The 20,820-nt window shown below is 57.1% G+C and carries 21 protein-coding genes; 10 read left to right on the forward strand and 11 right to left on the reverse strand.

What is annotated here, in order from left to right:
* The first annotated feature begins 24 nt into the window (after positions 1-24).
* The 7 genes from RMR21_RS19925 (at position 25) to RMR21_RS19955 (ending at position 7,501) form a co-directional block, all read left to right on the forward strand.
* Complete coding sequence (locus RMR21_RS19925; RefSeq protein ID WP_498671847.1) at positions 25-1,200, forward strand: urea ABC transporter substrate-binding protein; 1,176 nt, start codon at positions 25-27, stop codon at positions 1,198-1,200.
* A gap of 71 nt (positions 1,201-1,271) precedes the next feature.
* Positions 1,272-2,144, forward strand: coding sequence for an ABC transporter permease subunit (locus RMR21_RS19930; RefSeq protein WP_498671144.1), 873 nt, complete (start codon positions 1,272-1,274; stop codon positions 2,142-2,144).
* Between the two features lie 4 nt (positions 2,145-2,148).
* On the forward strand, positions 2,149-3,225 hold the full coding sequence (locus tag RMR21_RS19935; protein ID WP_498671145.1) for a branched-chain amino acid ABC transporter permease: 1,077 nt from the start codon (positions 2,149-2,151) through the stop codon (positions 3,223-3,225).
* 2 nt (positions 3,226-3,227) lie between these two features.
* Positions 3,228-3,944, forward strand: a complete 717-nt coding sequence (locus RMR21_RS19940) for an ABC transporter ATP-binding protein (protein ID WP_498671146.1) — start codon at positions 3,228-3,230, stop codon at positions 3,942-3,944.
* On the forward strand, positions 3,937-4,653 hold the full coding sequence (locus RMR21_RS19945; protein ID WP_498671147.1) for an ABC transporter ATP-binding protein: 717 nt from the start codon (positions 3,937-3,939) through the stop codon (positions 4,651-4,653). The genes RMR21_RS19940 and RMR21_RS19945 overlap by 8 nt, the downstream gene beginning before the upstream one ends.
* Positions 4,654-4,693: 40 nt before the next feature.
* Positions 4,694-5,692, forward strand: a complete 999-nt coding sequence (locus tag RMR21_RS19950; protein ID WP_498671148.1) for an acetamidase/formamidase family protein — start codon at positions 4,694-4,696, stop codon at positions 5,690-5,692.
* A gap of 63 nt (positions 5,693-5,755) precedes the next feature.
* Positions 5,756-7,501, forward strand: a complete 1,746-nt coding sequence (locus RMR21_RS19955; RefSeq protein WP_498671149.1) for a nitrilase-related carbon-nitrogen hydrolase — start codon at positions 5,756-5,758, stop codon at positions 7,499-7,501.
* 20 nt (positions 7,502-7,521) lie between these two features.
* On the opposite strand, the gene RMR21_RS19960 is transcribed toward RMR21_RS19955, so the two are convergent.
* From RMR21_RS19960 to RMR21_RS19975, 4 genes are all read right to left on the reverse strand, one after another.
* Positions 7,522-7,761, reverse strand: a complete 240-nt coding sequence (locus RMR21_RS19960; RefSeq protein ID WP_498671150.1) for a hypothetical protein — start codon at positions 7,759-7,761, stop codon at positions 7,522-7,524.
* Between the two features lie 171 nt (positions 7,762-7,932).
* On the reverse strand, positions 7,933-8,184 hold the full coding sequence (locus tag RMR21_RS19965; protein ID WP_498671151.1) for a hypothetical protein: 252 nt from the start codon (positions 8,182-8,184) through the stop codon (positions 7,933-7,935).
* A gap of 74 nt (positions 8,185-8,258) precedes the next feature.
* Entirely contained in the window at positions 8,259-9,629 is a 1,371-nt protein-coding gene (locus RMR21_RS19970; protein ID WP_498671153.1) for a sensor histidine kinase, read from the reverse strand.
* Positions 9,629-10,297, reverse strand: a complete 669-nt coding sequence (locus RMR21_RS19975) for a response regulator transcription factor (RefSeq protein WP_498671154.1) — start codon at positions 10,295-10,297, stop codon at positions 9,629-9,631. The genes RMR21_RS19970 and RMR21_RS19975 overlap by 1 nt, the downstream gene beginning before the upstream one ends.
* 139 nt (positions 10,298-10,436) lie before the next feature.
* On the opposite strand from RMR21_RS19975, the gene RMR21_RS19980 reads away from it, so the two are divergent.
* The 3 genes from RMR21_RS19980 (at position 10,437) to RMR21_RS19990 (ending at position 12,684) form a co-directional block, all read left to right on the forward strand.
* Positions 10,437-10,937 carry a hypothetical protein gene (locus RMR21_RS19980; protein WP_498671849.1) on the forward strand — a complete coding sequence of 167 codons (501 nt, stop codon included), beginning with the start codon at positions 10,437-10,439 and terminating at the stop codon, positions 10,935-10,937.
* Positions 10,938-11,160: 223 nt separating this feature from the next.
* A complete protein-coding gene (locus RMR21_RS19985) occupies positions 11,161-12,264 on the forward strand; it encodes a PAS domain-containing protein (protein WP_498671155.1) in 1,104 nt (367 codons plus the stop codon).
* 12 nt (positions 12,265-12,276) lie between these two features.
* Entirely contained in the window at positions 12,277-12,684 is a 408-nt protein-coding gene (locus RMR21_RS19990) for a response regulator (protein WP_498671156.1), read from the forward strand.
* A 405-nt stretch (positions 12,685-13,089) separates the two neighbouring features.
* Here RMR21_RS19990 and RMR21_RS19995 read toward each other — a convergent pair whose 3' ends face one another.
* The 7 genes from RMR21_RS19995 to RMR21_RS20025 form a co-directional block, all read right to left on the reverse strand.
* Entirely contained in the window at positions 13,090-14,451 is a 1,362-nt protein-coding gene (locus tag RMR21_RS19995; RefSeq protein WP_498671157.1) for an amidase, read from the reverse strand.
* Between the two features lies 1 nt (position 14,452).
* Positions 14,453-15,139 carry a DUF2848 domain-containing protein gene (locus RMR21_RS20000; protein WP_498671159.1) on the reverse strand — a complete coding sequence of 229 codons (687 nt, stop codon included), beginning with the start codon at positions 15,137-15,139 and terminating at the stop codon, positions 14,453-14,455.
* 35 nt (positions 15,140-15,174) lie between these two features.
* Positions 15,175-16,458, reverse strand: coding sequence for a TRAP transporter large permease (locus RMR21_RS20005; protein WP_498671160.1), 1,284 nt, complete (start codon positions 16,456-16,458; stop codon positions 15,175-15,177).
* Positions 16,455-17,069, reverse strand: coding sequence for a TRAP transporter small permease subunit (locus RMR21_RS20010; RefSeq protein WP_498671162.1), 615 nt, complete (start codon positions 17,067-17,069; stop codon positions 16,455-16,457). Before RMR21_RS20010 ends, RMR21_RS20005 begins: the two co-directional genes overlap by 4 nt.
* Positions 17,070-17,136: 67 nt before the next feature.
* Complete coding sequence (locus tag RMR21_RS20015; protein ID WP_498671163.1) at positions 17,137-18,174, reverse strand: TRAP transporter substrate-binding protein; 1,038 nt, start codon at positions 18,172-18,174, stop codon at positions 17,137-17,139.
* A gap of 209 nt (positions 18,175-18,383) precedes the next feature.
* Positions 18,384-19,313 carry a LysR family transcriptional regulator gene (locus RMR21_RS20020; protein ID WP_498671164.1) on the reverse strand — a complete coding sequence of 310 codons (930 nt, stop codon included), beginning with the start codon at positions 19,311-19,313 and terminating at the stop codon, positions 18,384-18,386.
* 601 nt (positions 19,314-19,914) lie between these two features.
* Positions 19,915-20,805 (reverse strand): LysR family transcriptional regulator, encoded by an 891-nt coding sequence (locus RMR21_RS20025; RefSeq protein WP_498671165.1) that lies wholly within the window; start codon positions 20,803-20,805, stop codon positions 19,915-19,917.
* Between the last annotated feature and the right edge of the window lie 15 nt (positions 20,806-20,820).

Below are 20,820 nucleotides of genomic sequence, written 5' to 3' on the forward strand. Positions count from 1 at the left end.
GGCCTGATTTTGCTTTGCTCCAGCATGGCACGTGCCCAGGAACCGATCAAACTCGGCGTACTCGAAGACCAATCCGGCGACTTTGCTGCCGCCACGATCGGAAAAGTCCACGGCATCCAGCTGGCGGCCGAGGAGATCAATGCCGCTGGCGGCATCGCCGGCCGTCCCTTGGAGCTGGTGATCTACGATACCCAGTCCGACAACACCCGTTATCAGGAATTCATGCGCCGCGTGCTTCAGCGCGACAAGGTCGATGCCGTCTTTGCCGGCTTTTCCTCGGCGTCTCGTGAGGCGTATCGTCCTATCGTCAACCAGTTCGACGGCTTTGCCTTCTATAACAATCAGTATGAAGGCGGTGTCTGCGACGCAAACATGGTCGTCACCGGTGCCGTGCCCGAACAGCAGTTCTCGACCCTGCTCCCCTATATGATGGAGACCTATGGCAAGAAGGTCTACACCATCGCTGCGGACTATAATTTCGGACAGATATCCGCCGAATGGGTCCGCAACATCGTCAAGGAAAACGGCGGCGAAATGGTTGGCGAGGAGTTCGTCCCGCTGGGCGTCTCGCAGTTCTCGCAGACGATCCAGAACATCCAGGCCGCCAAGCCCGACTTCATCGTCACACTTCTGGTCGGCACCGCGCAGGCGTCCTATTACGAGCAGGCTGCGGCGGCGAATGTGAACAAGCCCATGGCCTCGTCCGTCAATGTCGGCCAGGGCTACGAGCACAAGCGCTTCAAGCCGCCGAGCCTTGCCAACATGTATGCGACCGTCAACTGGATCGAGGAAGTCGACAATCCGCAGTCGAAAGCCTTTGTGGAGAGATGGCACAAGAAGTTCCCCAACGAACCCTACATCAATCAGGAAGCGGAGAACTCGTATCTGGCCGTCTACCTGTACAAGCAGATGGTCGAGCGTGCCAGCGGGTCCACCAAGAAGGACGACTTGCGCAAGGTTATCGCTCAGGGCGATGTCTGCTACGACGCGCCTGAAGGCAAGGTCTGCCTTGATCCGAAGAGCCAGCATATGTCGCACACGATCTATCTGGCAAAGGTCAACGATGATCACTCCATCAGCTTCCCGAAGGTCTGGAACGACATCAAGCCTTACTGGCTGGGGAACGCGGGCTGTGACCTGACGAAGAATGATCCGAGCGCACAATATACGCCATCCAGCCCGCCACCTGCGGCCAAGTGACACCGGATCGGCCGGGGCACCATGTCCCGGTCGCCATTCCTAAAAGGCGAGCAGCAAGGACGTCTTTCCCTATGACTGTGTTCTATACACTCTTCAGCTTTCTCTATCAGACCGGAGATGCTTTCGCCTTTCTCGTGCTGTCCGCCTGTGGCCTCGCCATCATTTTCGGCATGATGGGCATCATCAATCTCGCGCATGGCGAATTCATCATGTGCGGCGCCTATGTCTGCTCGGCCAGCGCCCGCGCAGGTCTGCCATTGCCGCTTGCTGTCCTTGCAGGTGCCCTTGCCGCTGGTGTTGCCGGCATGCTGGTCGAGCGGATCGTCATACGCCCCCTTTACGATCGCCCATTGGACACGATCGTGGCGACCTGGGGCGTATCCATGATCGTTACGCAGAGCACGCTGATCCTGCTCGGCTCCACCATGCCCGGAACCGGCACCCCGTTCGGCAGCTTTGCCGTTGGCCCCTATTCCTATTCCATCTACCGCGTGGTTCTGATGGGTGCGGCTCTGACAACGCTCGGTCTTCTATGGCTCGGCTTTACCAAGACGCGCTTCGGTGTTCTGGCGCGCGCAACGATCCAGGTGCCGCATATTGCCCAAGCCCTCGGCGTCAACACCGGCCTCGTCTACAGTCTGACATTCGGTCTTGGCGCCGCTTTGGCCGGACTGGCCGGCGGCCTCTATGCCCCGACCATGACGCTTGTGCCGACAATGGGAAGCGCCTTTGTCGTTGAGGCTTTTGTGACGGTGGTCGTGGGTGGAGCGGACATCTTCCTCGGAACCGCACCTGCTGCCCTTGTTCTGGGTGCCGTCAAAGCGGGCCTCACCTCGTGGCAGGGACAACTGGCGGGCCAGATCGGTCTTCTGGTCGCAGTCATCATCGTCATTCGCATCCTGCCGCGCGGTATCTCCGGCTGGATCCTTCGTGAGAGGGCCTGATCAGATGCGCAAAGAGAATGCCCTATCTAGGGCCTTTGGATTGCTGGAAGGACCACAGACATTCGGTCGGGGAAAACCATTCTGGACCGTTTTCTTACTCGTCCTTACACTTGCCTGCGCTTACCCGATGTTTGCGGATGGCTACGATGTCGGCAACAACGTCTATTTTTTCAATTGGGTCTTCATGGCACTCGGCCTCAGCCTGATCTGGGGCTATGGCGGAACGTTGAGCTTTGGCCAAACCGCCTTCTTCGGTGTGGCGGGATACAGCTACGGCATTATTTCGACCAATATCGGTGACGCCTATGGCCTGACGCTGGTGGCCCTGGTCGCATCCGTAGTCGCCGCAGCGCTCCTCGCCGCCATTCTCGGCTACTTTCTGTTCTTTGGCCGGATTAGTGGGGTCTTCCTTGGCATCGTGACGCTCTCCGTCACGCTGGTGCTTGAGCGCTTCATGGCCCAGACAGCCGGGCCGGAATGGCAGATTGGCACAGTCAGGCTGAACGGCTATAACGGCATGGGCGGCATGCCGTCGCTCACCATCCCGTGGTTTGGCAGCGATATCGTCCTGTTTCCCGATATCCAGCTCTACTATTTCACGCTCGCGCTGCTCGTCGTCTGCTATCTTGGCCTGCGCATGCTGGTGAACTCTCGCTTCGGCAACGTCCTCGTCGCGATCCGCGAAAACCCGCAACGGGCGGAAATGCTGGGGTATGACATTCGTGTCTACCAACTCGTGACCTTCGTCATCGCCTCTGCCCTTGCTGGTCTTTCCGGTGTTCTCTACACGTCCTGGGGCAATTACATCACGCCTGCATCGATGGGCATGACGGCAGCAGCCCTTCCGATCGTCTGGGTCGCGGTGGGTGGTCGCAGCGACCTGACAACCACCCTTGTCGGCACGCTGATCGTGCTTGCAGGCTTCCAGGCGCTCACGATCCATGGAAGCCAGTATGCACTCGTCGTCATGGGTTTTCTTCTGGTGCTCACCGTCCTTGTTGCTCCACGTGGCCTCGTCTTCGGGCTTGGCTCAGTGATTGCAAGGGTGTTTCGCCGAAAAGCGTCGACCGGAGAAAAGTGAACATGGCCATTCTTGAAACACGCGATCTCAACAAATGGTTCGGCGGCCTGCACGTGACGGGTGGTGTCAATTTTGCACTGGACGAAGGCGAAATCCATTGCCTGATCGGTCCGAATGGGGCGGGCAAAAGCACGCTCTTCCGGCTCTTTCTGGGTGAACATCTGCCCACCAGCGGCCAGATCCTCTATGAGGGCAAGGATATCACCAAGGCAAAACCGTTCGAACGCATCCGCCGCGGCATCAGCGTGAAATTTCAGGTACCCGGCATTTTCAAGGCTCTGAGCGTGCGCCAGAACCTTCAGATCGCGTTGCAACACCATCGACGGCCGGAGACGCTGGACGAGGAAATCGACAAGCTGCTCGAATTCCTCAAGCTGACCGAAGCGCGCTATCAGCTCGCAGGCAACCTCAGCCATGGACAGAAACAATGGCTGGAAATCGGCATGGCGGTCGGGCTGAAGCCACGTCTTCTGCTTCTCGACGAACCGACAGCCGGCATGACAGCGGATGAGACGGCAGCGACCGGAGAAATGGTCCAGGCGTTGAACCGTGAGGGTGTGACGGTGCTTGCCGTCGAACACGACATGGCCTTCGTCCGCCAGATCGCCCACAAGGTTACCGTCCTACACTTTGGCAAAATCTTCGCTCAAGGCACGATCGACGAGATCGTGGCGGATGAACGCGTGGCCGCAATCTATCTGGGAGATGCCCATGCGTAAGGAAGTCCTTCTCAACACGGTCGGCCTGTGGTCCGGTTACGGAGGCAAGCCGGTTCTTCAGGGCGTCGATATCCAGGTCCGCGAAGGAGAGATCGTTGCCGTCATCGGCCGTAACGGTGTCGGCAAATCGACCCTGATGAAGAGCCTGATCGGGCTGCTGCCTCGCGACAAGGGCTCGGTGATCTTCAGAGGTCAGCAGATTGACACCGTGCCAGCCTATAAGCGGGCGCGGCTGGGCATCGGATATGTTCCGCAGGGACGCGATGTCTTCCCAAGGCTGAGCGTGATTGAAAACCTGCAGGTTGGCGAATCCATCAGTGGGAAACGCGCGTCGGCCGAGCAGATCGAGGCGGTCTTTACCTACTTTCCCATTCTGAAAGAACGACGCAACCAGCAGGCCGGTACGATGTCGGGCGGACAGCAGCAGCAACTGGCGATCGGACGTGTTCTAATGGGCAATCCGGCCCTGATCCTTCTCGATGAACCTTCGGAGGGTATTCAACCGAACATCGTTCAGGACATCGCCAGGATCATGGTGGAATTGAACAGAACCACCGGTATCACGGTCGTCTTCGTCGAACAGAACATCGACATGATCCGCGCGATGGCGCAGCGGTGCTACGTCATAGACAAGGGCCGGATCACCAACGAGATCATGCCGGAAACCCTCGAAGACCGCGATGCGGTCCGCCGTTTCCTGGCTGTGTGAAACCTCGAAACATCAAACTGAGCACGTAAAGGAGGACCTTATGACCTGGCTCGACGAAACCATCATGGCACGCAAGGGCGTCGCCAAGGGCAAAGCCGGTGAAACCTACGCGATTACAGAGGAAAGCCAAGGCAAGTATCATTACGTCTACGGCGCCTATGTCGAACCGATCCTCAAGGTTGATCCGGGTTCGATCGTCTCTGCGGAGACCCATGATGCCTTCGAAGGCGCGATCAAGAACGAGACCGACATGCCGTCCAAGGTCCTCAATTTCCCGTTCCTCAATCCGCAGAACGGCCCAATCTACGTCAACGGCGCAGAAAAGGGCGATTGCCTCGCGGTTTACATCAAGAGCATCGTGCCGCGCGGACCCCAGCCGCGTGGAACGACCGTTATCATGTCGGAATTCGGCGGCCTTGTTCCGACAGCGGATACGGCGATGCTGACGGCGCCTCTTCCCGAGCGGGTGCGCAAGGTGGATGTCGACAAGGACGCAGGTGTGAAATGGAGCGACAGGATCACGCTTCCCTACGAGCCCTTCATCGGCACCATCGGAACGGCACCGGAAATCGAGGCAATCTCCTCGCTCGTTCCCGACTATTACGGCGGCAACATGGACCTGCCGGACGTTTGCCCCGACACCGTGATCTATTTGCCGGTGAATACCAAGGGGGCCTATCTCTATCTCGGCGATTGCCACGCCGCACAAGGCGACGGCGAACTTTGCGGCGTGGCCATTGAGCACCCGACGGTTACCACCATTCAGATCGACCTGATCAAAGGCTGGACCATCAAGACGCCACGCCTTGAGAACGAGCGTTTCTACATGACTGTCGGCTCCGCTCGCCCGATGGAGGACGCGGCCCGCAGCGCCTATCGCGAGCTCATCCGCTGGATGGCGGCAGACTTCGGCTTTGACCAAATCGATGCATACATGCTGCTGACCCAGTGCGGACGCGTGCGGCTCGGCAATATGGTCGACCCGAAATACACGGTTGGCGCCTCGGTGCTGAAATCGATCGTCGGCATTGCGGCCTGATCGACCGTTCTTTGTGACCGCCCGACAACCGGGCGGTCTATTCTACCTCCAACGGAGATCTCCATGACCGCCCCGTTCAAGGCCGCCGCCGTGCAATTCGAGCCGCATTTCGGCGAAAAAAGACGCAATATCGACGTGCTCCTCGCCCTGGTCGAAAATGCAGCCAAAGCCGGTGCCAAACTCATCACGACACCGGAGATGGGGACCACGGGCTATTGCTGGTATGACAGGGCAGAGGTCTCCGGCTTTGTCGAGACGATTCCAGGGCAGAGCACCGACCGCTTTTTGGAACTGGCCCGCCGATACGGCTGCTATATCGTCATCGGCCTTCCCGAAGTCGATCCGCAGACCAACCTCTACTACAATTCCGCAGCGTTGATCGGACCGGAGGGCGTCGTCGGCGTGCATCGCAAGACACACCCCTATATTTCAGAACCGAAATGGGCAGCCTCGGGTGACCTTGGCCATCAGGTCTTTGAGACGAGGATTGGCCGGATCGCGATGCTGATCTGCATGGATATCCACTTCATCGAGACGGCGCGTCTGGTCGCACTCGGTGGGGCAGACGTGATCTGTCACATTTCCAACTGGCTTGCCGAACGAACACCTGCACCTTACTGGATCAGTCGGGCCTACGAAAACGGCTGCTACCTGATGGAGAGCAACCGCTGGGGCCTCGAGCGCGGCGTCCAGTTTTCCGGTGGCAGCTGCATCATCGGGCCGGAGGCGGAGATCATGGACGTGGTCGACGACGGTGACGGCGTTGCTTATGGTGTAATCGATCCGGCACGATCCCGCGAACGGCAGGTTGCGGGCGAGCCGGTCATGCGCCAGCGCCGCCCCGAACTCTACATGGACCTGATGACGAATACATTCGCCTGGAATCCGGGGGAATTCTTCCGTCTTTACGGGCATCGGCCTATCGCAGACGGGCGTGTCGGCCGGATTGCCGTTGGCGAATTCACGCCGACATCCGATATCACCGCCAACCTGATCTTGATGACTGACCTGGCCGAAGACGCGAAGGCACAAGGCGCAGAGTTGATTGTCTTCCCCGCGTTTGCGTTGACCGGTCTCACAAACACCGGAGAAACGGCCACGTCGAGTTCACATCCGGCGATACAGGCGATCGCTAATCTATCCGAGCGGCTGGATATCTGCATCATCGCCGGCTTTGCCGAGGCAAGCGATGGCAAACGGTTCTGCAGCGCCATGATCGCCGGACCGAACATGCCCACCACCACCTATCGCCAGATTCACCTGACCGAGGGCGAGAAGACCTGGGCAACGCCGGGGGACGAATTCTGCGTCTTCGACCTTCCCTTGGGACGGGTGGGCGTCCTGATAGGCCACGATGCAGCCTTCCCTGAGGCTGGCCGCATTCTGGCCCTCAGAGGCTGCGACCTGATCTGCTGCCCCTCAAGCACCATTGACGGATTTTACTCTGGTCACCCAGGGAGCACGGTCAGACAGCCTGAACCGATCCCGTCTGGCGCCGACGCGGTCCACTGGCACCACTACCGGGTTCGTGCCGGGGAAAACAACTGCTATTTCGCATTCTCCAACACCAAGACCGCTGGAAACAAATTGGCTGGCCTAAGTGGCATATTCGGGCCGGATACCTTTGCCTTTCCAAGGAAGGAAGCCATCGTGCTCGATGGAGGGCTTGCGGTCACCGATATCGATCTGTCGAGCACCAGCCCGACCTATCCGACCAACGTCGCGCGCCGTAAAGACCTAGTCCTGATGCGTCAGCTGCATCACTATTTGCCGCTTGTCATGTTCGATGGAAAGCCTGATCTTCAATAGTCACTGTGCCTTATTGCCGGTCATCCCATATCGGGAATTTCGCCGTGTTGGAATATGATGATCGGAGGGCCGTACTCCCCGATATCGGGGTCTGCATCTCGCGTCCATGCTATGACGCCATCATATTGGCTGGACAGTGATTTGCCCTCGCGCACGGCCCGTTCTTCAGTCGGCATCTGCCTCGGCTCGAAGGCCTCAACCATGTTACCCTCATCGTCGGCTTTGTAAGCGGCAAGAACGATCAGTTTGATTTTGGCCATTGTTCATTCCTAGTGGGTGACTGCCCCTGTATGGCAGGTGCGTACCGACGGCTACAGCCCGTTGTCAGCCTCGATCAAAAAAACTCCGAGAGTGGCGTGCGCTGGATTCTGTTTTGGTAGTCAAACAAAAAAAGGCGAGCTTTCGCCCGCCTCTTCGGGGAAATTGACGGTTTAACGCTGTATCACACCGTAGATGACCCGACTATCGGTGTTTCTATTTCTGTCGCGATCATTGTCGCGCCAGTTTCCTCTCCTGTCGCGGCGAAAATCACGGTCGTAATTACGATAGTCGCCGCGGTTGTCGTAACCACGGTCATAACGGCTTGAAGAGTAGTAGCCGCCACCGCGATAGCCGCGATCATCGACGCAGCCGCTGAGAACGCCGACTGATATCAAGCAGAGTGCGGCAGTAGAAATTTTCATTGAGACCTCCTGTGCAACCCACCCAAACGCGCCGAACGGCTTGTATGTTCCAATCGCCTCGCGTCTGCGGTAGGTCATGGCCCATATCGGGTGGAAATCGGAAGAGCAAGGGTTGTTCGTAAGCCAGTCGGAGTGCCGGGTTCGAGAGACAGTGTTCCACCATAAAGACCAGCCAATTCACTGACGATGGAAAGACCGAAGCCGCTGCCTGCGACGCGTTCGTCCTCTCTCACGCCAGGAAGCAATACCGCTTCCATTCTGTCTTCGGGAATGCCCGGCCCGTCATCTTCAACGATGATTCGAACAATAGAGCGATCACGTTGGGCACCGACCTGCACGCGGGAGGACGCCCATTTGAACGCGTTGTCGATCAGATTTCCGAGCATTTCTTCCAGGTCATTTTCGTTACAAGCCGCCTTCAGCGCGTCGTCAATGGCAACATCGAAGCGAATTTCTTTCTCCGCATGAATGGAGCCGATCGCGCGGTGAAGATCGGCGACACAAGCTGCAATATTGACACCGGATGTCGTGGTGGTCCCGCCCATAGCGTGACGCGCGGCGTTGAGGTGGTGCTTTATTCTCTGGTCGATACGGCTTGTGAGCTTGCGTAAAGTGCCATCAGTGTCATTTCCATTGTCGAGCGCCAGCATAAGGCTGGCGACAGGTGTTTTGAGGCCATGTGCCAGATTGGCGAATTGCAGACGGGTTGCCGTCAGTCTTTCTTCATTGGCAATCAAAAGGGCGTTGGTCTTTTCTGCCAAGGGAGCGAGTTCCGGCGACTTTTGGCGCGGCAGCCGCTTCAAATCCCCTTGATTGATAGCATCCACATCGGCTGCCATGGTTGCCAGCGGTCGTAACCCAAACCGGATTTGCCAAACCGTGCCAGCCAGAAGCACGATCCCCAAAAAAAGCATGCAGGGTATCATCCAAAACAGGGCCCGAAGTGCTGGATCAACGAGTGCGCCGAACGGTGCCGTTGCCGTTATCGTGACAATGTCACCATTCAGGTTGCGGGTGGCCTGCCGCGTGTACAACGCCCTTCCGTGTTTATCCTCAGCATCGCCGGGCGACGGCAATCCCGATATGGTTTCGCGAAAGCCTTTCTTGCCTTTAAGCCCGTTCAGGCTGTTTTCGGTCAGTGACCGTGATGTCAGTCGGTCCCTGCTTGTCTCGATTTGCCAATACCAGCCCGATCCGCTTCTATCAAAGGGTGGGGCGTCCAGGGGAGTTGACAGCGCAAGCTGCCCGGACGGATCTCGGCTGACTGTGCTGGCGAGCGCAGCAATCTGCGTATCAAGCCTCTGGTCAATTTGCTCGCGTACGACGTTTTTCAATGCGAGCCAGAGAGCCACCGAAGCGACCACCAGTGTGGCCGTCACGAACAGGCCCGAAAACAGCAATAATCGTCCTGCGAGCGAGTGGGGAACATATAGGTTTTTGAGCATTATCGTGCCACCGCCGCTGTCAGCATGTAACCTCTGCCTCTGACAGTTTCGATACACTCTGGACCAATCTTCTTGCGAAGCCGTGCGACGATGACCTCGATGGAATTGGAATCGACATCTGCGTCACCATCATAGACCCGCTCGTTCAACTCGCGCCGATCAACGATGGTTTCCTTGCGCAGCATGAGGCAGGACAGGACTCGCCATTCCAGTGCTGTAAGCTTCAAGGGAAGGCCATCGAGCTCGAATGTTCCGAGTTGTGCGTCAAAGACAAGAGGCCCACAGTTCAGTCGTGAGGAGGCGTATCCTGCGGCGCGCCTGACCAGCGCACGAAGCCGCAACACAAGCTCCTCGATCTTGAAGGGCTTTGGTAGAAAGTCATCTGCTCCCGCCTTGAAGCTAGCAACCTTATCCGGCCACCCGTCGCGCGCGGTCAAAACCAGAACAGGCGGATTTCGGCCTGCTTCACGCCAGTTCTTCAGGACCGCCACACCGTCGATTTTGGGCAGTCCAAGATCCAGCACGGCCACGTCGAAGATTTCCGTCAATCCGGCATGAAGTGCATCTTCACCATTACGGGCAACATCGACCACGAAATTTTCCGACCTCAGTGCGTTCGCGATCCGGCCACTGAGGTCGTCGTCGTCTTCTACGAGGAGTACGCGCATAGGGAAATGTTCCGATGAATATATGCTGAAACTGTAGATATGGCAGCTTAACTCAAGCTGAACGGGAAGGTTCAGCGAGGCGACGACCCGCAGGTGCTAGCTTGTATGTGTCATGAACACATGGAGCACCACAATGCAGATCGAAAATCAATCTCACCACCAGGCAGACCACGAAGGTGGCCCTTCCACGACGCCGAAGAAGCCCCGCTCGCGATGGGCATGGCCCGCCCTCATTACCGTGTTTGCGCTGGCTCTCGGTGCCGCCGGCGGCGCCACTGCCACGAAACTGATTCGTCCAGTCCCGGAAATGGCGCCGGTAACACCGGTTGCGATTTCTACGCTTCCGGTATCCGGCCTTGTGACGATCAAAGGTACAATTGCCGAGATCTACGGAAACAAATTCATTCTGCAGGACGAAAGTGGAAAGGCTCTTGTTGAAACGGGTCCTGCGGGTGAGGGCGGAAAGCTTGTGAACACGAGCGAACCCGTGACTGTTCAGGGTCGAGCAGACGACGGTGTCGTTCACGCCAGCTATCTCATCCGTCAGGATGGCAAAGCCGAAGCGATCGGTCCCGCCGGACCGAAAGGCCATCCGCATTTGCGTCATCCTGATGACATGGACCCCAAGCCAAGACCCTGAACCGCTGGATCACGAAATATCGCACATTTTCTGACGTGAAGAAATGTCATTAAAAGGAAGAGTGGCGCTTGATATTATTCAGAGCGCCATTTTTTTCGTCTGGAAATAGCGTGAAAAACAGAGGCTTTCCAAGCCGTCGAATGCCAAAACTATTCTTTTGAACCCATGGAACCCAAAGATATTTTCGTGCATTTAAGTGTTCGATTATTGGGGGTTACTGAGTATGGTTGGAAGTGACGTTTGGGGCGCGCGCGATGCGGGTGATCGCCTTGTGGCGGCGCATGCATCGGAAGACCCGTTCGCGGCAGCGTTCAAGGCAACCAGAATGCCGATGCTCATCACCGACCCGCGCCAGGAAGACAATCCAATCATTTTTTGCAATCACGCCTTTAGCGAACTCACAGGGTATCCGACCGACGAGTTGGTAGGCCGCAATTGCCGTTTTCTGCAAGGACCGAATACTGATCCGGCAGCGATTTCTAAAATAAGATCGGCGGTGGCTGAGGAACGCGACCTAGCCATCGACATCTTGAATTACAGAAAAGATGGCTCGACCTTCTGGAATGCCTTGTTTGTCAGCCCTGTTCGTGACCAGACCGGGGAGGTGATTTACTTCTTTGCTTCGCAACTGGATTTTACCAACATCAAGAGCAAGGAAGCGGAGCTTGCAGCAGCACGTCATATGGCCGAGGAAGAGGTCGCGCGGCGAACGGCGGATTTGACAGCAGCGTTGACCACGAAAACGTCGCTTGTCCACGAGGTTGATCATCGTGTTAAAAATAACCTTCTGACGATTGCTTCGATCGTCAAACTCCAGGCACGCATGACGAAGGACGATGTTGCCAAACGCACCCTGATGTCAGTTTTGAGCAGAGTGGAGGCTCTCAGCACCGTTCACCGTAAGCTTCTCAACGACGACGATGTCGGTCATTTCGATGTTGCCGACTTTGCAAGCGACCTGATTACCGATCTTGTCGGAGCTTTGAAGCGGTCCGACATCGTTTTGACGACTGATCTCAAAGAGGTGATCGTCCCAGCGCACAAGGCGTCTCCGCTCGCTCTTATCTTGAACGAGTTGATTGGCGATGCGGTGCGTCGTGGCTTGAGCGAAAGTGGCGGTACTATCCATCTGGAGGTCCGCAGACTGAACGGGCACTTCCTGATCCGCGTTGAGGATACGGTTACGCCCGTCGACGTAGACACCGAAGAACAAGCATTCAGCCTGCTGATGCTTCAGACCTGTGCCAAGCAACTTGGCGCCAAAATAGAACGGACAACCGAGGGAAACCGCACCGATGTGCGCGTGACGCTTATGGTTCAGGAATAGAGGAAATAACGTTTGCGTGTCATGATAGTCGAGGACGAAGCTTTGTTGGCACTCGAACTCGAAAGTGAGGTCGAAGCGGCAGGGCATGAGGTCGTCGGGCAGGCAGCCTCGAGCCAGAAGGCGTGCGAACTTGCCGAACGGGCGACGCCTGACTTCGCCTTCGTCGATATCCATTTGCTCGATGGACCAACAGGCATCGACGTCGGTCGCTTTCTTACGTCGAAAAATGTCCCGTTCGTTTTTGTTTCCGGCAATCTCAAGCGCATTCCAGACGATTTCGCGGGTGCAATCGGCGCGATTGAGAAACCCTACACGATGAATGGTCTTCAAAACGCGCTTGGTTACATTACCGGTCTTGTCAATGGAAACCCAATAACCACGCCACCACCAAGTCTCATTCTTGCAACGAGGGGCGCCTGATGCACGCGCCGCTTGTGATCATATTTCTGACCGCTGAGAGGCTGAAAGATTCAAGCGACTTCAACGACCTATGACCACACTCCTCTTTAGTGAAAGGATAGTGTCTTGCGTTTAACCCGTGAGGTCACCGCCCAATGCGGACATCACGATCTATCCGACTATGGCATGAGGGCGCTGACAGCATAGACGCCAAATCCAACCAGAGTTGATCAGGACAGTACCGATACCCACAGAGCAAAACCGTGTGGCGGACACCACTGCGCCAAAGGCGACCCTGCAACTCAAACAAAACCTCCATAATTTCGCGAACCGACAAACACTCCCGATCACAACGCTAGCTGCATTGATGCGTCCCGGGTCGTCTGCCAGACATAGGCCGAGAATAGCCCAACGCAAACGTGATCTTCAGGTCGTCCTGCTTTTCAGGGCCTGTTCGATTGTGAGACCAACCGAAAGAATTTTTGCATCGGTCATAGCTCCGCCTGCGACCATCAGACCCACAGGCGCCGAACCGGTCGTGTGGCAGGGCACCGAGAGCCCGCATCCGTCGAGGAAGTTGATCATTGACGAGTTGCGCAAGACCAATCCATTGATGGTGAAGAAGGTTTCGTTATCGGCTTCGAGCGGTGCGACCGCTGGCGCGATGATTGGCACGGTCGGCAGCAGGATGGCATCGAAGGCTGCGAGCTTTTCATTGACACCCATCTGCCAGGCACTGCGTGCTTCAAGCACATCGAGATAATCCGCTGCGCTCATGTCACGGCCGCGCAGGATACGGCTACGGACGCGCTGGTCATAGGTGTCGCCGCGGCTTTCGAGCAGCTTGCGATGCCAGTGCCAAGCTTCTGCTGCAACGAGCCCGCCCTTGGCATTGATGGTCGCGAGTTGTTCAAATTCCGGCACGTCGATCTCGACGATGTACGCTCCGCCTTGCGACAGAAGGCTCAGAACCGCTGCAAACGACGCGGCAACATGGTCGTCCATGTCGTTGAGCACGACAGTCTGCGGCACAGCAAGCCTCAGCCCAGCCAGCGGCATCGACTGGATCGATCGATGGGTTTCGCCGGAGATGATGGCTTCAATCAGGGCGCAGCAGGCAACGCTTGACGCAATTGGTCCGATCGAATCGAGCGACGTCGAGAGTGGCAAGACAGACTTGAGGCTGACGCGGCGCGCGGTCGGCTTGAAGCCGGTTAGGCCGCAGAGCGCTGCCGGAATGCGGATAGAGCCGCCGGTATCGGTGCCGATCGCGGCAATCGCCATACCGTCGGTGACGGAGACAGCAGCACCGGAGGATGAACCACCCGGAATGCGCCCGGTGGATCGGTCGTATGCATTGAGCGGAGTGCCGTAATGGGGATTGAGGCCGAGGCCGGAAAACGCGAACTCGCTCATATTGGTCGTGCCGGTGATAGCGGCGCCTGCTCGGGCCAGTGCCTGGACCACCGGAGCATCGGCGGTAGCAGGCGCTGAATGGTTGTTGGCAACGCTGCCAGCCGTCGTCACTTCATCGGCAAGATCGAACAAATCCTTCACGGAGATTGCGATGCCTTCGAGGGGTGAGCGGACCTGACCGACGCCGCGCATCAGATCGGACGCATCCGCCATGGCGTGTGCACGGGCATCATTACGACGGATGAAGGTTTTTGCTCCTTGACCCGCCGGATCGTCGATTGCAGCAATTGCTGCATCGACAAGCTTCCGGCTCGTAGTTTGCTTTGAGGCAAGCGACGCTGACACTTCGGCAATCGTAGGGTAGTGGGCCATATTACTGAACCTCTGGCAGGATTTCGATCGCGTAGCCGTGGCGAATGCTGCGGTTCAATACGGGATCGAACAGTTCCATGGTGAAGCGGGCGGACGGACGAATGCCACCGATAGCACCAACCGTCCCGCAAATCATGCCTGTTTTTTCCGGCAGTGCGGAATCGCCGGCGGTCAGTCCGAAGATCAAGTCTTGCGGCGTGCGCAGGCTGGAAAGTGGCCCCTCCTGATAGAGCGTCTGCGCGTCGTTTTCGTCAATCCAAGAGCGGATAATCAGTTGATCCCAATGGTCGGCGACCTCGGCAAATGGCCATGCGGTGCTGGCGATCGGCTTTGGGCAAATCTGTTTCGATAGCGCCACGCTATGGCTTTCCAGCTTGCGGTCAGTATGGTCGGAGGCAAGCGAAACGTAAAGATTGTTACCGGAGCGGAAGATGAAGGTCTCGACTTCACCGGAGCTTTGTGTCCCGACCGATTGTATCAGGTCCGTCTGGACTGCGCTGTTGTTGGAGACGCGGTAATAGAGCGGCACCGTACTTGGGCGCGGCACGCCGATCGCAGCCAGTTCTTCGATATGATGATCGATGGCTGCCCGGTCACGACCGGCCCAGCCTGCAACAACAAGGTGGTCGATCTCGATCTCGATCTCAGATTGGGACGTTGCGGATTCGATCGTGAAATGCAGTTTCATGAGAAATATTCCAGTGTTCAGGTCTGTCGATGAGTTTATTCGGCGAGGCTCGGAAGATAGAGCGCGATGGAAGGGAAAATCGAAAGCAGCACGATCAGCACGGCCATCGCGCCCACAAAGGGTAGCGAACCGATGATAACGGGTGCCATCGAGCCACTTTTGCGAAGGCTGTGGACGACGAAGAGGTTCAGGCCCACAGGTGGCGTGATGAGAGCAGCTTCGACCAGCACGATGATGAGAATGCCGGTCCAGATCGGGTCGAACCCAAGTGCCAGCATGATGGGAGCGACGATCGGGATCGTGGTGATCATCATCGATAGGGATTCCATGAAGCAGCCGAGGATCAGATAAAAGACCACCACGACCAAAATCATCGCGACAGGTGACAGGCCGAGGCCGGAGATCGAACTGGTGATGACATCGGTAATCCCGGTGGCCGACATGACGAAGTTGAGGAAACCAGAGGCAATGATGATCAGAAGTATCATTGCCGATGATTTCATCGTCCCTTCAATCGATTCAGCCAGCATGGCGAAGTTGAGGCGGCCAAAGCAGGCAGCGAGGATGATTGCACCGCTGACGCCGAGTGCGGCTGCTTCCGTTGGCGTCGCAAGACCGGCATAGATCGAGCCGACGACAAGAAGGAAGATGCCAAGTGGCGGCGCGAGATGGATAAGGCTGGCGAAACGCTTGCCCCATGTTCCGTTGACGCGTGCGCCGCCCCAAGCAGGCACCATAATACAGCCGGCAATGATGGTCAGCATGAACAGCGCGGTCAGTAGCAAGCCAGGGATCACGCCAGCCAGATAGAGTTTCGGTACCGACGTGTTGGTCAACACGCCGTATAGAACCATATTGATCGACGGCGGGATAAGGATGCCGAGCGTGCCGCCAGCGGCGAGGCTGCCTAGGAAAAGAGGTTCGTTATAGCCGTGCTTCTTGATCTGTGGGATGGCAACTGTGCCAACAGTTGCGGCGGTTGCGACGCTGGAGCCGGAGGTCGCGGCGAACAGGGCTGACGCACCGATATTGGCATGCATGAGGCCGCCCGGAAGCCAGGAGAGCCATAGGCTCATGGCGCTGTACATGCGTTCGGCGAATCCGGCTCGCAGCAAGATTTCTCCAAGCAGAATGAAGAGAGGAATGGCAACGAGCAGGAACTCGTTGTTGGTGCTCCAGGCAAGCTCTCCAATGGCGCGGGTCAGCGGCAGCATGGAAAATGCAGGATCAAGGATCAGACCAAGAACACCAAGGGCGGCCGCAACCGGAATGGATAGACCGACCAGCACCAGAAGGAGGATGAGTGTCGTTGCGATCATGTGCGTTCTCCTTCAATCAAACGCTTACCAGCTGCGGCTTCTTCTTCCGCCTCTTCCTGTGTAGAACGAACCCCGGCGATTGCCTTGACGGTATCAATATCGCCGGTGATCAGCGCGACCGAGGCGCGGATCATCATGAGGGCGAGGATGAGACACATGAAGACAAGTCCTGCGAACCACAGACCTTGCGGAATAGCGAGCGGCGTGCCCAGTGGCGTGTTGGCCTGCGAATTGTTGTTGATCGATTCTGCGACAACACCGAAACCATAATAGGTCACGAAGCCGATAAAGACGCCAAGACAGGCCAGCGATAGCCAATCAAGCACTGCCGAAACACGGACGGGCAGGTAGTGGTAGATGATGTCTACACGCACATTGGCGCGCTGCAGCGTCGCATAGGCGAGCGACCATGTCGTGCTGATCGCGAAAGCGTAGCTCGACAATTCATCGGAGCCACCCACGGTCCAGCCGAAGAGTTTGCGGAGCAGAACGTCGACTGTAATCAGCAGAACGCTGGCGAGAGTCAGCGCGCCGCTGGCAAGCATGGCCCAACGGGCCGCTTTCTCGGCAAAGCCGAAAAGCGAAGTCAGTAGAGGGATTGATCCTGTCATCGTTGTCCATCCGGCTGGAGGAAAGGCGACACGGCCGCAGTTGAAGCCAGCCGTGTCCTGGGCTGGATTACTTTGAAGCCGTCAGTCCGAGGGATGCACCGATCGTGTCGTTGAAGTCTTTCACACAATCTGCAGAGCAACGCGCGGCCCAGGTCGGAAGAATCTTGTCCTTCAGTGTCGCTTTCAGAAGTGCCTTGTCCTCGTCGGTCGGTACGACCAGCGTCATCTTGCCCTTGATAGCCTGCGTGCAGGCTGCAGAGCCTGTATTGCAATCATACCCTTCCTGCGTCTGGGTGCCAGCGGCCTTCCAGATGTCGTCCACCAGGGTTGCGATGTTTTCCTCAAGGAATGCCTGAACCTTCGGGTCGAGCTTGTCCCAGACGGACTGGTTTACGGCGTGAATCTGCTGGTTCCAGTTGATTGGCAGTGCGAGGAGATGGGTCGAGACCTCATACCATTTGGCCGAGTAGCCGGAGAGGGAGCCGGTGATGGCGCAATCAACGACCTTGTTCTGCAGCGCTGGGACCACTTCCCCGAAGGCCATGGTGACGCTCGTGCCGCCGAAGGCTTCAACGAATTCCGCCTGCGTGCGGCCGGAGGTGCGAACCTTCTTACCCTTCAGATCGGCAATACCCTTAATATCTGCGTTGCAGAACACCACCTGTGCTGGATAGGTCGAAATGCCGAGAAGCTTGACCTTGGAACCTTCGCCGTAAAACTTTTCGTAGACTGGCTGGAAAGACTCCGTAACCTTGCGGGCGGTCTCGACATCAGGTGCCAGACCTGGAAGGTCAATGGCTTCATTGATGGGGTTGTCGCTGGCGAAATAGGAAAGCGTTGCAGTCCCAAAAGGGATGACACCTTGTGACATAAGGCGCATCAGTTCCGGGCCCTTGAGACCCATTTCGTTGAAGCCCTTTATCGTCGCGGTCACCTGCCCACCAGATTTCTCCGGAATGGTCTTGGCCCAAAATGGTTGTTCGAACTGCTGATAAGCGGTGAGGTTGCTGAGGCCGCCAACGATCTGCAATTGGGTTTTAGGCAGTTCCTGGGCTGCGGCAGCACCAGCAACGAGGAGTGCGGTAGCAAAGGAGAGTAGTTTCATGTCGTTCCCTTTTTTCTGGTTCGATCTTTCAGAGCACGAAAAAAGGCGAGCGGGAGTCCGAGACGGGACGATGTCCCGAATACCTCCTGCTTGATGCTATGTCAGCCTGTTCCCATGCGTGCGACTTATGTCGCTTTTATTTTTTCGATTAAATGGCGATAAAGCAGCCTTGTCCAATCGTATGTTTGGAAGCGAGGTATAAATAAAGTTTATATCTCGTCGATTGTGGGCGCCATGGGAAGTACGTTTCCTGCACTGTCTCGCGCGATCTGCTGAGCCATGTTTGTTATCACCCGTGCGGCATGGCTATCGGGGCCGTCGATCCAGCTTGCGGTGAAATGCAGGTCGTTCAGTGGATCGGTATCGACGTTCAAGATTTCCAATTCACCGCGCTCTATCTCGGCGCCGAGAAAGACTGGCGTGATGACGGCGGTGCCTATGCCGTCCAGAGCCATCTTGGCAATCATCGACAGCGATGCACTTCCATACATTCGCGGCGTGGGAAAGCGGTAGCGCTGCAGGATATCGCGGACCTGCCGATAGGGTGTACTGTTCGAGCCGTAGGTGATGACGGGCAGGGCAGAGATCGTTTCCACCGATGCATAGTTTTCCGATGAGTGAAGACCTGGCTTGGCAATCCACGCAAGGGGATAAGTGCAGAGCGGCCTGTTGGCCACACGCGGTTCCAGAACTGGTCCCATGAGAAAGGCAAGGTCGATCCTTCTGCTCATCAGGTGGGATTGCAACATCTCGCTCGTATCGACCTCTATCTCAAGTGTCAGATCGGGATAGGCAATATGAATTTCGGCAATAAGTTGCGGCAACCACGTCTGCACGATCGTTTCCGCCACTCCGAGATTAAGGCGCCCTGTCATGGCAGTGCTGTCGCGTGCAGCTTCAATCATCCCGTTACGAGCCTGTATCAGTTGCTCCGCATGGGCCAGCAACTCCTGTCCCTTCGCGGTCAACCTCACGCCACGAGCCGCGCGATCAAACAACCTGACGCCAAGCGCAAGCTCGAGTGCAGCAATGCGCTGTGATACGGCAGGTTGGGTTGTCCCGAGCTTTTCTGCCGCAGCGCGAAGGCTGCCGAGTGCTGCGGCCCAGAAGAAGGTTTCAATGTTTTTGAGGTCGATCATTGGTGCAGCTAACCCCAAAGCGTCCGTTTCGTCTATCTGTCCCTGAGACCAATGAGGGTATAGTGGTGCTTAAGCCTGAACAGCCGGCCGCTTTCGTGAACGTTTAAATGGCCAGCCTTGGGTTCAAATCCGTCCAAAGCGTCGGAAGCGGTGGATGTGGTAAGCGACATAATTTCCGTTGACCACGGGCGCCACAGGTTCGAATCTCATCAAGGCCAAAGCCTACCCTCAGTTCGAAATGTCGCCGGTCTGAATCCGGCGCTCGCGAAACGAATCTAGGCATCGGGGGCCTCCTCCGAGACGAAGTGACCACAATCGATGACCTCATGTCGGCAGTTAGGAAGTGTGCACTCGATGATGTTAGCCGAATCACCCTGAGTGTGCTGCGCATCACGCCGACCGATGACACCGTCTCGAATATCCTGGCAGAGTTGCAACCTGAAGGGTGTTGACGACCGTCGGTAGGGTCCTCGGAATGTCATGAGCCTTCTCCGATTGAGGCCCGCAGAGTGTATCCGTTTTTCGTGTCCCGTCGTCCAGCCCGTGGGGTTCACTCCAATACCGGGTCAGTTTCTAGTTGAAAATCAACACGGTGTGAACGTTACCCCATCTTGACGGCTGCGATCAGCGCTCTCAGGGCTGGCGGTGATTGTCTGCGACTGGGGTGATACAGATAAAACCCCGGATAGCTTGGACTCCAGTCCTTCAACACTTGAACAAGTGTCCCCGCAGCGATCTCCTCGGCGACGTCATGCTCCATGATATAGCCCAATCCCACTCCGGCACGAACGGCAGCCGCCGGCAGATCGCCGTCATTGGCCACCAGAGGTCCGCTGGTGCGGATATTGATCTCCTTGCCGTCTTTCTCGAATTCCCAAGGCAACAATCCGCCTGAGGTCGTCAGCCGGTAGCCAATACAGGCGTGGTGTTGAAGGTCATGGGGTGTCAGCGGTGGAGGGTATCGGTCGAAATAGGACGGCGTGCCGACCACCACTGTCCTCAAATCCGGGCCGACTTTGACCGCGACCATGTCCTTGGCGACGGCTTCTCCCAGTCGAATGCCTGCATCGTAGCCTGCTGCGACGATATCCGTCAGGCCGTCATCGATATTGACCTCGACCCGAACATCCGGATTGGCCAGCAGAAAAGCTGGTAGTTTCGGTAAAAGCACCAGTCGCGCCGCATAGGCGAAAGTGGTGATCCTGACCGTGCCAGATGGGTTGTCGCGCCACTCCGCCAACGCTTCCAGCCCGTTCTCGATATTGGCAAACGCCGGGTTAAGCGATTGCAGAAGCCGCTCGCCCGGTTCGGTCGGCGCTACGCTACGCGTCGTGCGCGACAGGAGCCGGACACCCAGCCGCTCTTCCAGTCCACGCATCGCGTGGCTCAGCGCAGAGGGTGACATGCCGAGAATGGCGGCGGCACGGCTAAAGCTACGCTCGCGCGCCACGGCCGCAAAAGCGAGCAGGTCGTTGAGTTGATTGCGTTCCATTCATGCACTGTGCTC

It is taken from the genome of Agrobacterium sp. rho-8.1, assembly GCF_033957725.1.
In the GTDB taxonomy this organism is placed as follows: domain Bacteria; phylum Pseudomonadota; class Alphaproteobacteria; order Rhizobiales; family Rhizobiaceae; genus Agrobacterium.

Coding starts and splice junctions, on each gene's coding strand:
- RMR21_RS20015 (WP_498671163.1), bottom strand. CDS start 18,174: ATGAAACTACTCTCCTTTGCTACCGCACTCCTCGTTGCTGGTGCTGCC.
- RMR21_RS19965 (WP_498671151.1), bottom strand. CDS start 8,184: ATGAAAATTTCTACTGCCGCACTCTGCTTGATATCAGTCGGCGTTCTC.
- RMR21_RS20025 (WP_498671165.1), bottom strand. CDS start 20,805: ATGGAACGCAATCAACTCAACGACCTGCTCGCTTTTGCGGCCGTGGCG.
- RMR21_RS19925 (WP_498671847.1), top strand. CDS start 25: ATGGCACGTGCCCAGGAACCGATCAAACTCGGCGTACTCGAAGACCAA.
- RMR21_RS20010 (WP_498671162.1), bottom strand. CDS start 17,069: ATGACAGGATCAATCCCTCTACTGACTTCGCTTTTCGGCTTTGCCGAG.
- RMR21_RS20020 (WP_498671164.1), bottom strand. CDS start 19,313: ATGATCGACCTCAAAAACATTGAAACCTTCTTCTGGGCCGCAGCACTC.
- RMR21_RS19930 (WP_498671144.1), top strand. CDS start 1,272: ATGACTGTGTTCTATACACTCTTCAGCTTTCTCTATCAGACCGGAGAT.
- RMR21_RS19970 (WP_498671153.1), bottom strand. CDS start 9,629: ATGCTCAAAAACCTATATGTTCCCCACTCGCTCGCAGGACGATTATTG.
- RMR21_RS19945 (WP_498671147.1), top strand. CDS start 3,937: ATGCGTAAGGAAGTCCTTCTCAACACGGTCGGCCTGTGGTCCGGTTAC.
- RMR21_RS20000 (WP_498671159.1), bottom strand. CDS start 15,139: ATGAAACTGCATTTCACGATCGAATCCGCAACGTCCCAATCTGAGATC.
- RMR21_RS19955 (WP_498671149.1), top strand. CDS start 5,756: ATGACCGCCCCGTTCAAGGCCGCCGCCGTGCAATTCGAGCCGCATTTC.
- RMR21_RS19995 (WP_498671157.1), bottom strand. CDS start 14,451: ATGGCCCACTACCCTACGATTGCCGAAGTGTCAGCGTCGCTTGCCTCA.
- RMR21_RS19935 (WP_498671145.1), top strand. CDS start 2,149: ATGCGCAAAGAGAATGCCCTATCTAGGGCCTTTGGATTGCTGGAAGGA.
- RMR21_RS19975 (WP_498671154.1), bottom strand. CDS start 10,297: ATGCGCGTACTCCTCGTAGAAGACGACGACGACCTCAGTGGCCGGATC.
- RMR21_RS19960 (WP_498671150.1), bottom strand. CDS start 7,761: ATGGCCAAAATCAAACTGATCGTTCTTGCCGCTTACAAAGCCGACGAT.
- RMR21_RS20005 (WP_498671160.1), bottom strand. CDS start 16,458: ATGATCGCAACGACACTCATCCTCCTTCTGGTGCTGGTCGGTCTATCC.
- RMR21_RS19985 (WP_498671155.1), top strand. CDS start 11,161: ATGGTTGGAAGTGACGTTTGGGGCGCGCGCGATGCGGGTGATCGCCTT.
- RMR21_RS19940 (WP_498671146.1), top strand. CDS start 3,228: ATGGCCATTCTTGAAACACGCGATCTCAACAAATGGTTCGGCGGCCTG.
- RMR21_RS19950 (WP_498671148.1), top strand. CDS start 4,694: ATGACCTGGCTCGACGAAACCATCATGGCACGCAAGGGCGTCGCCAAG.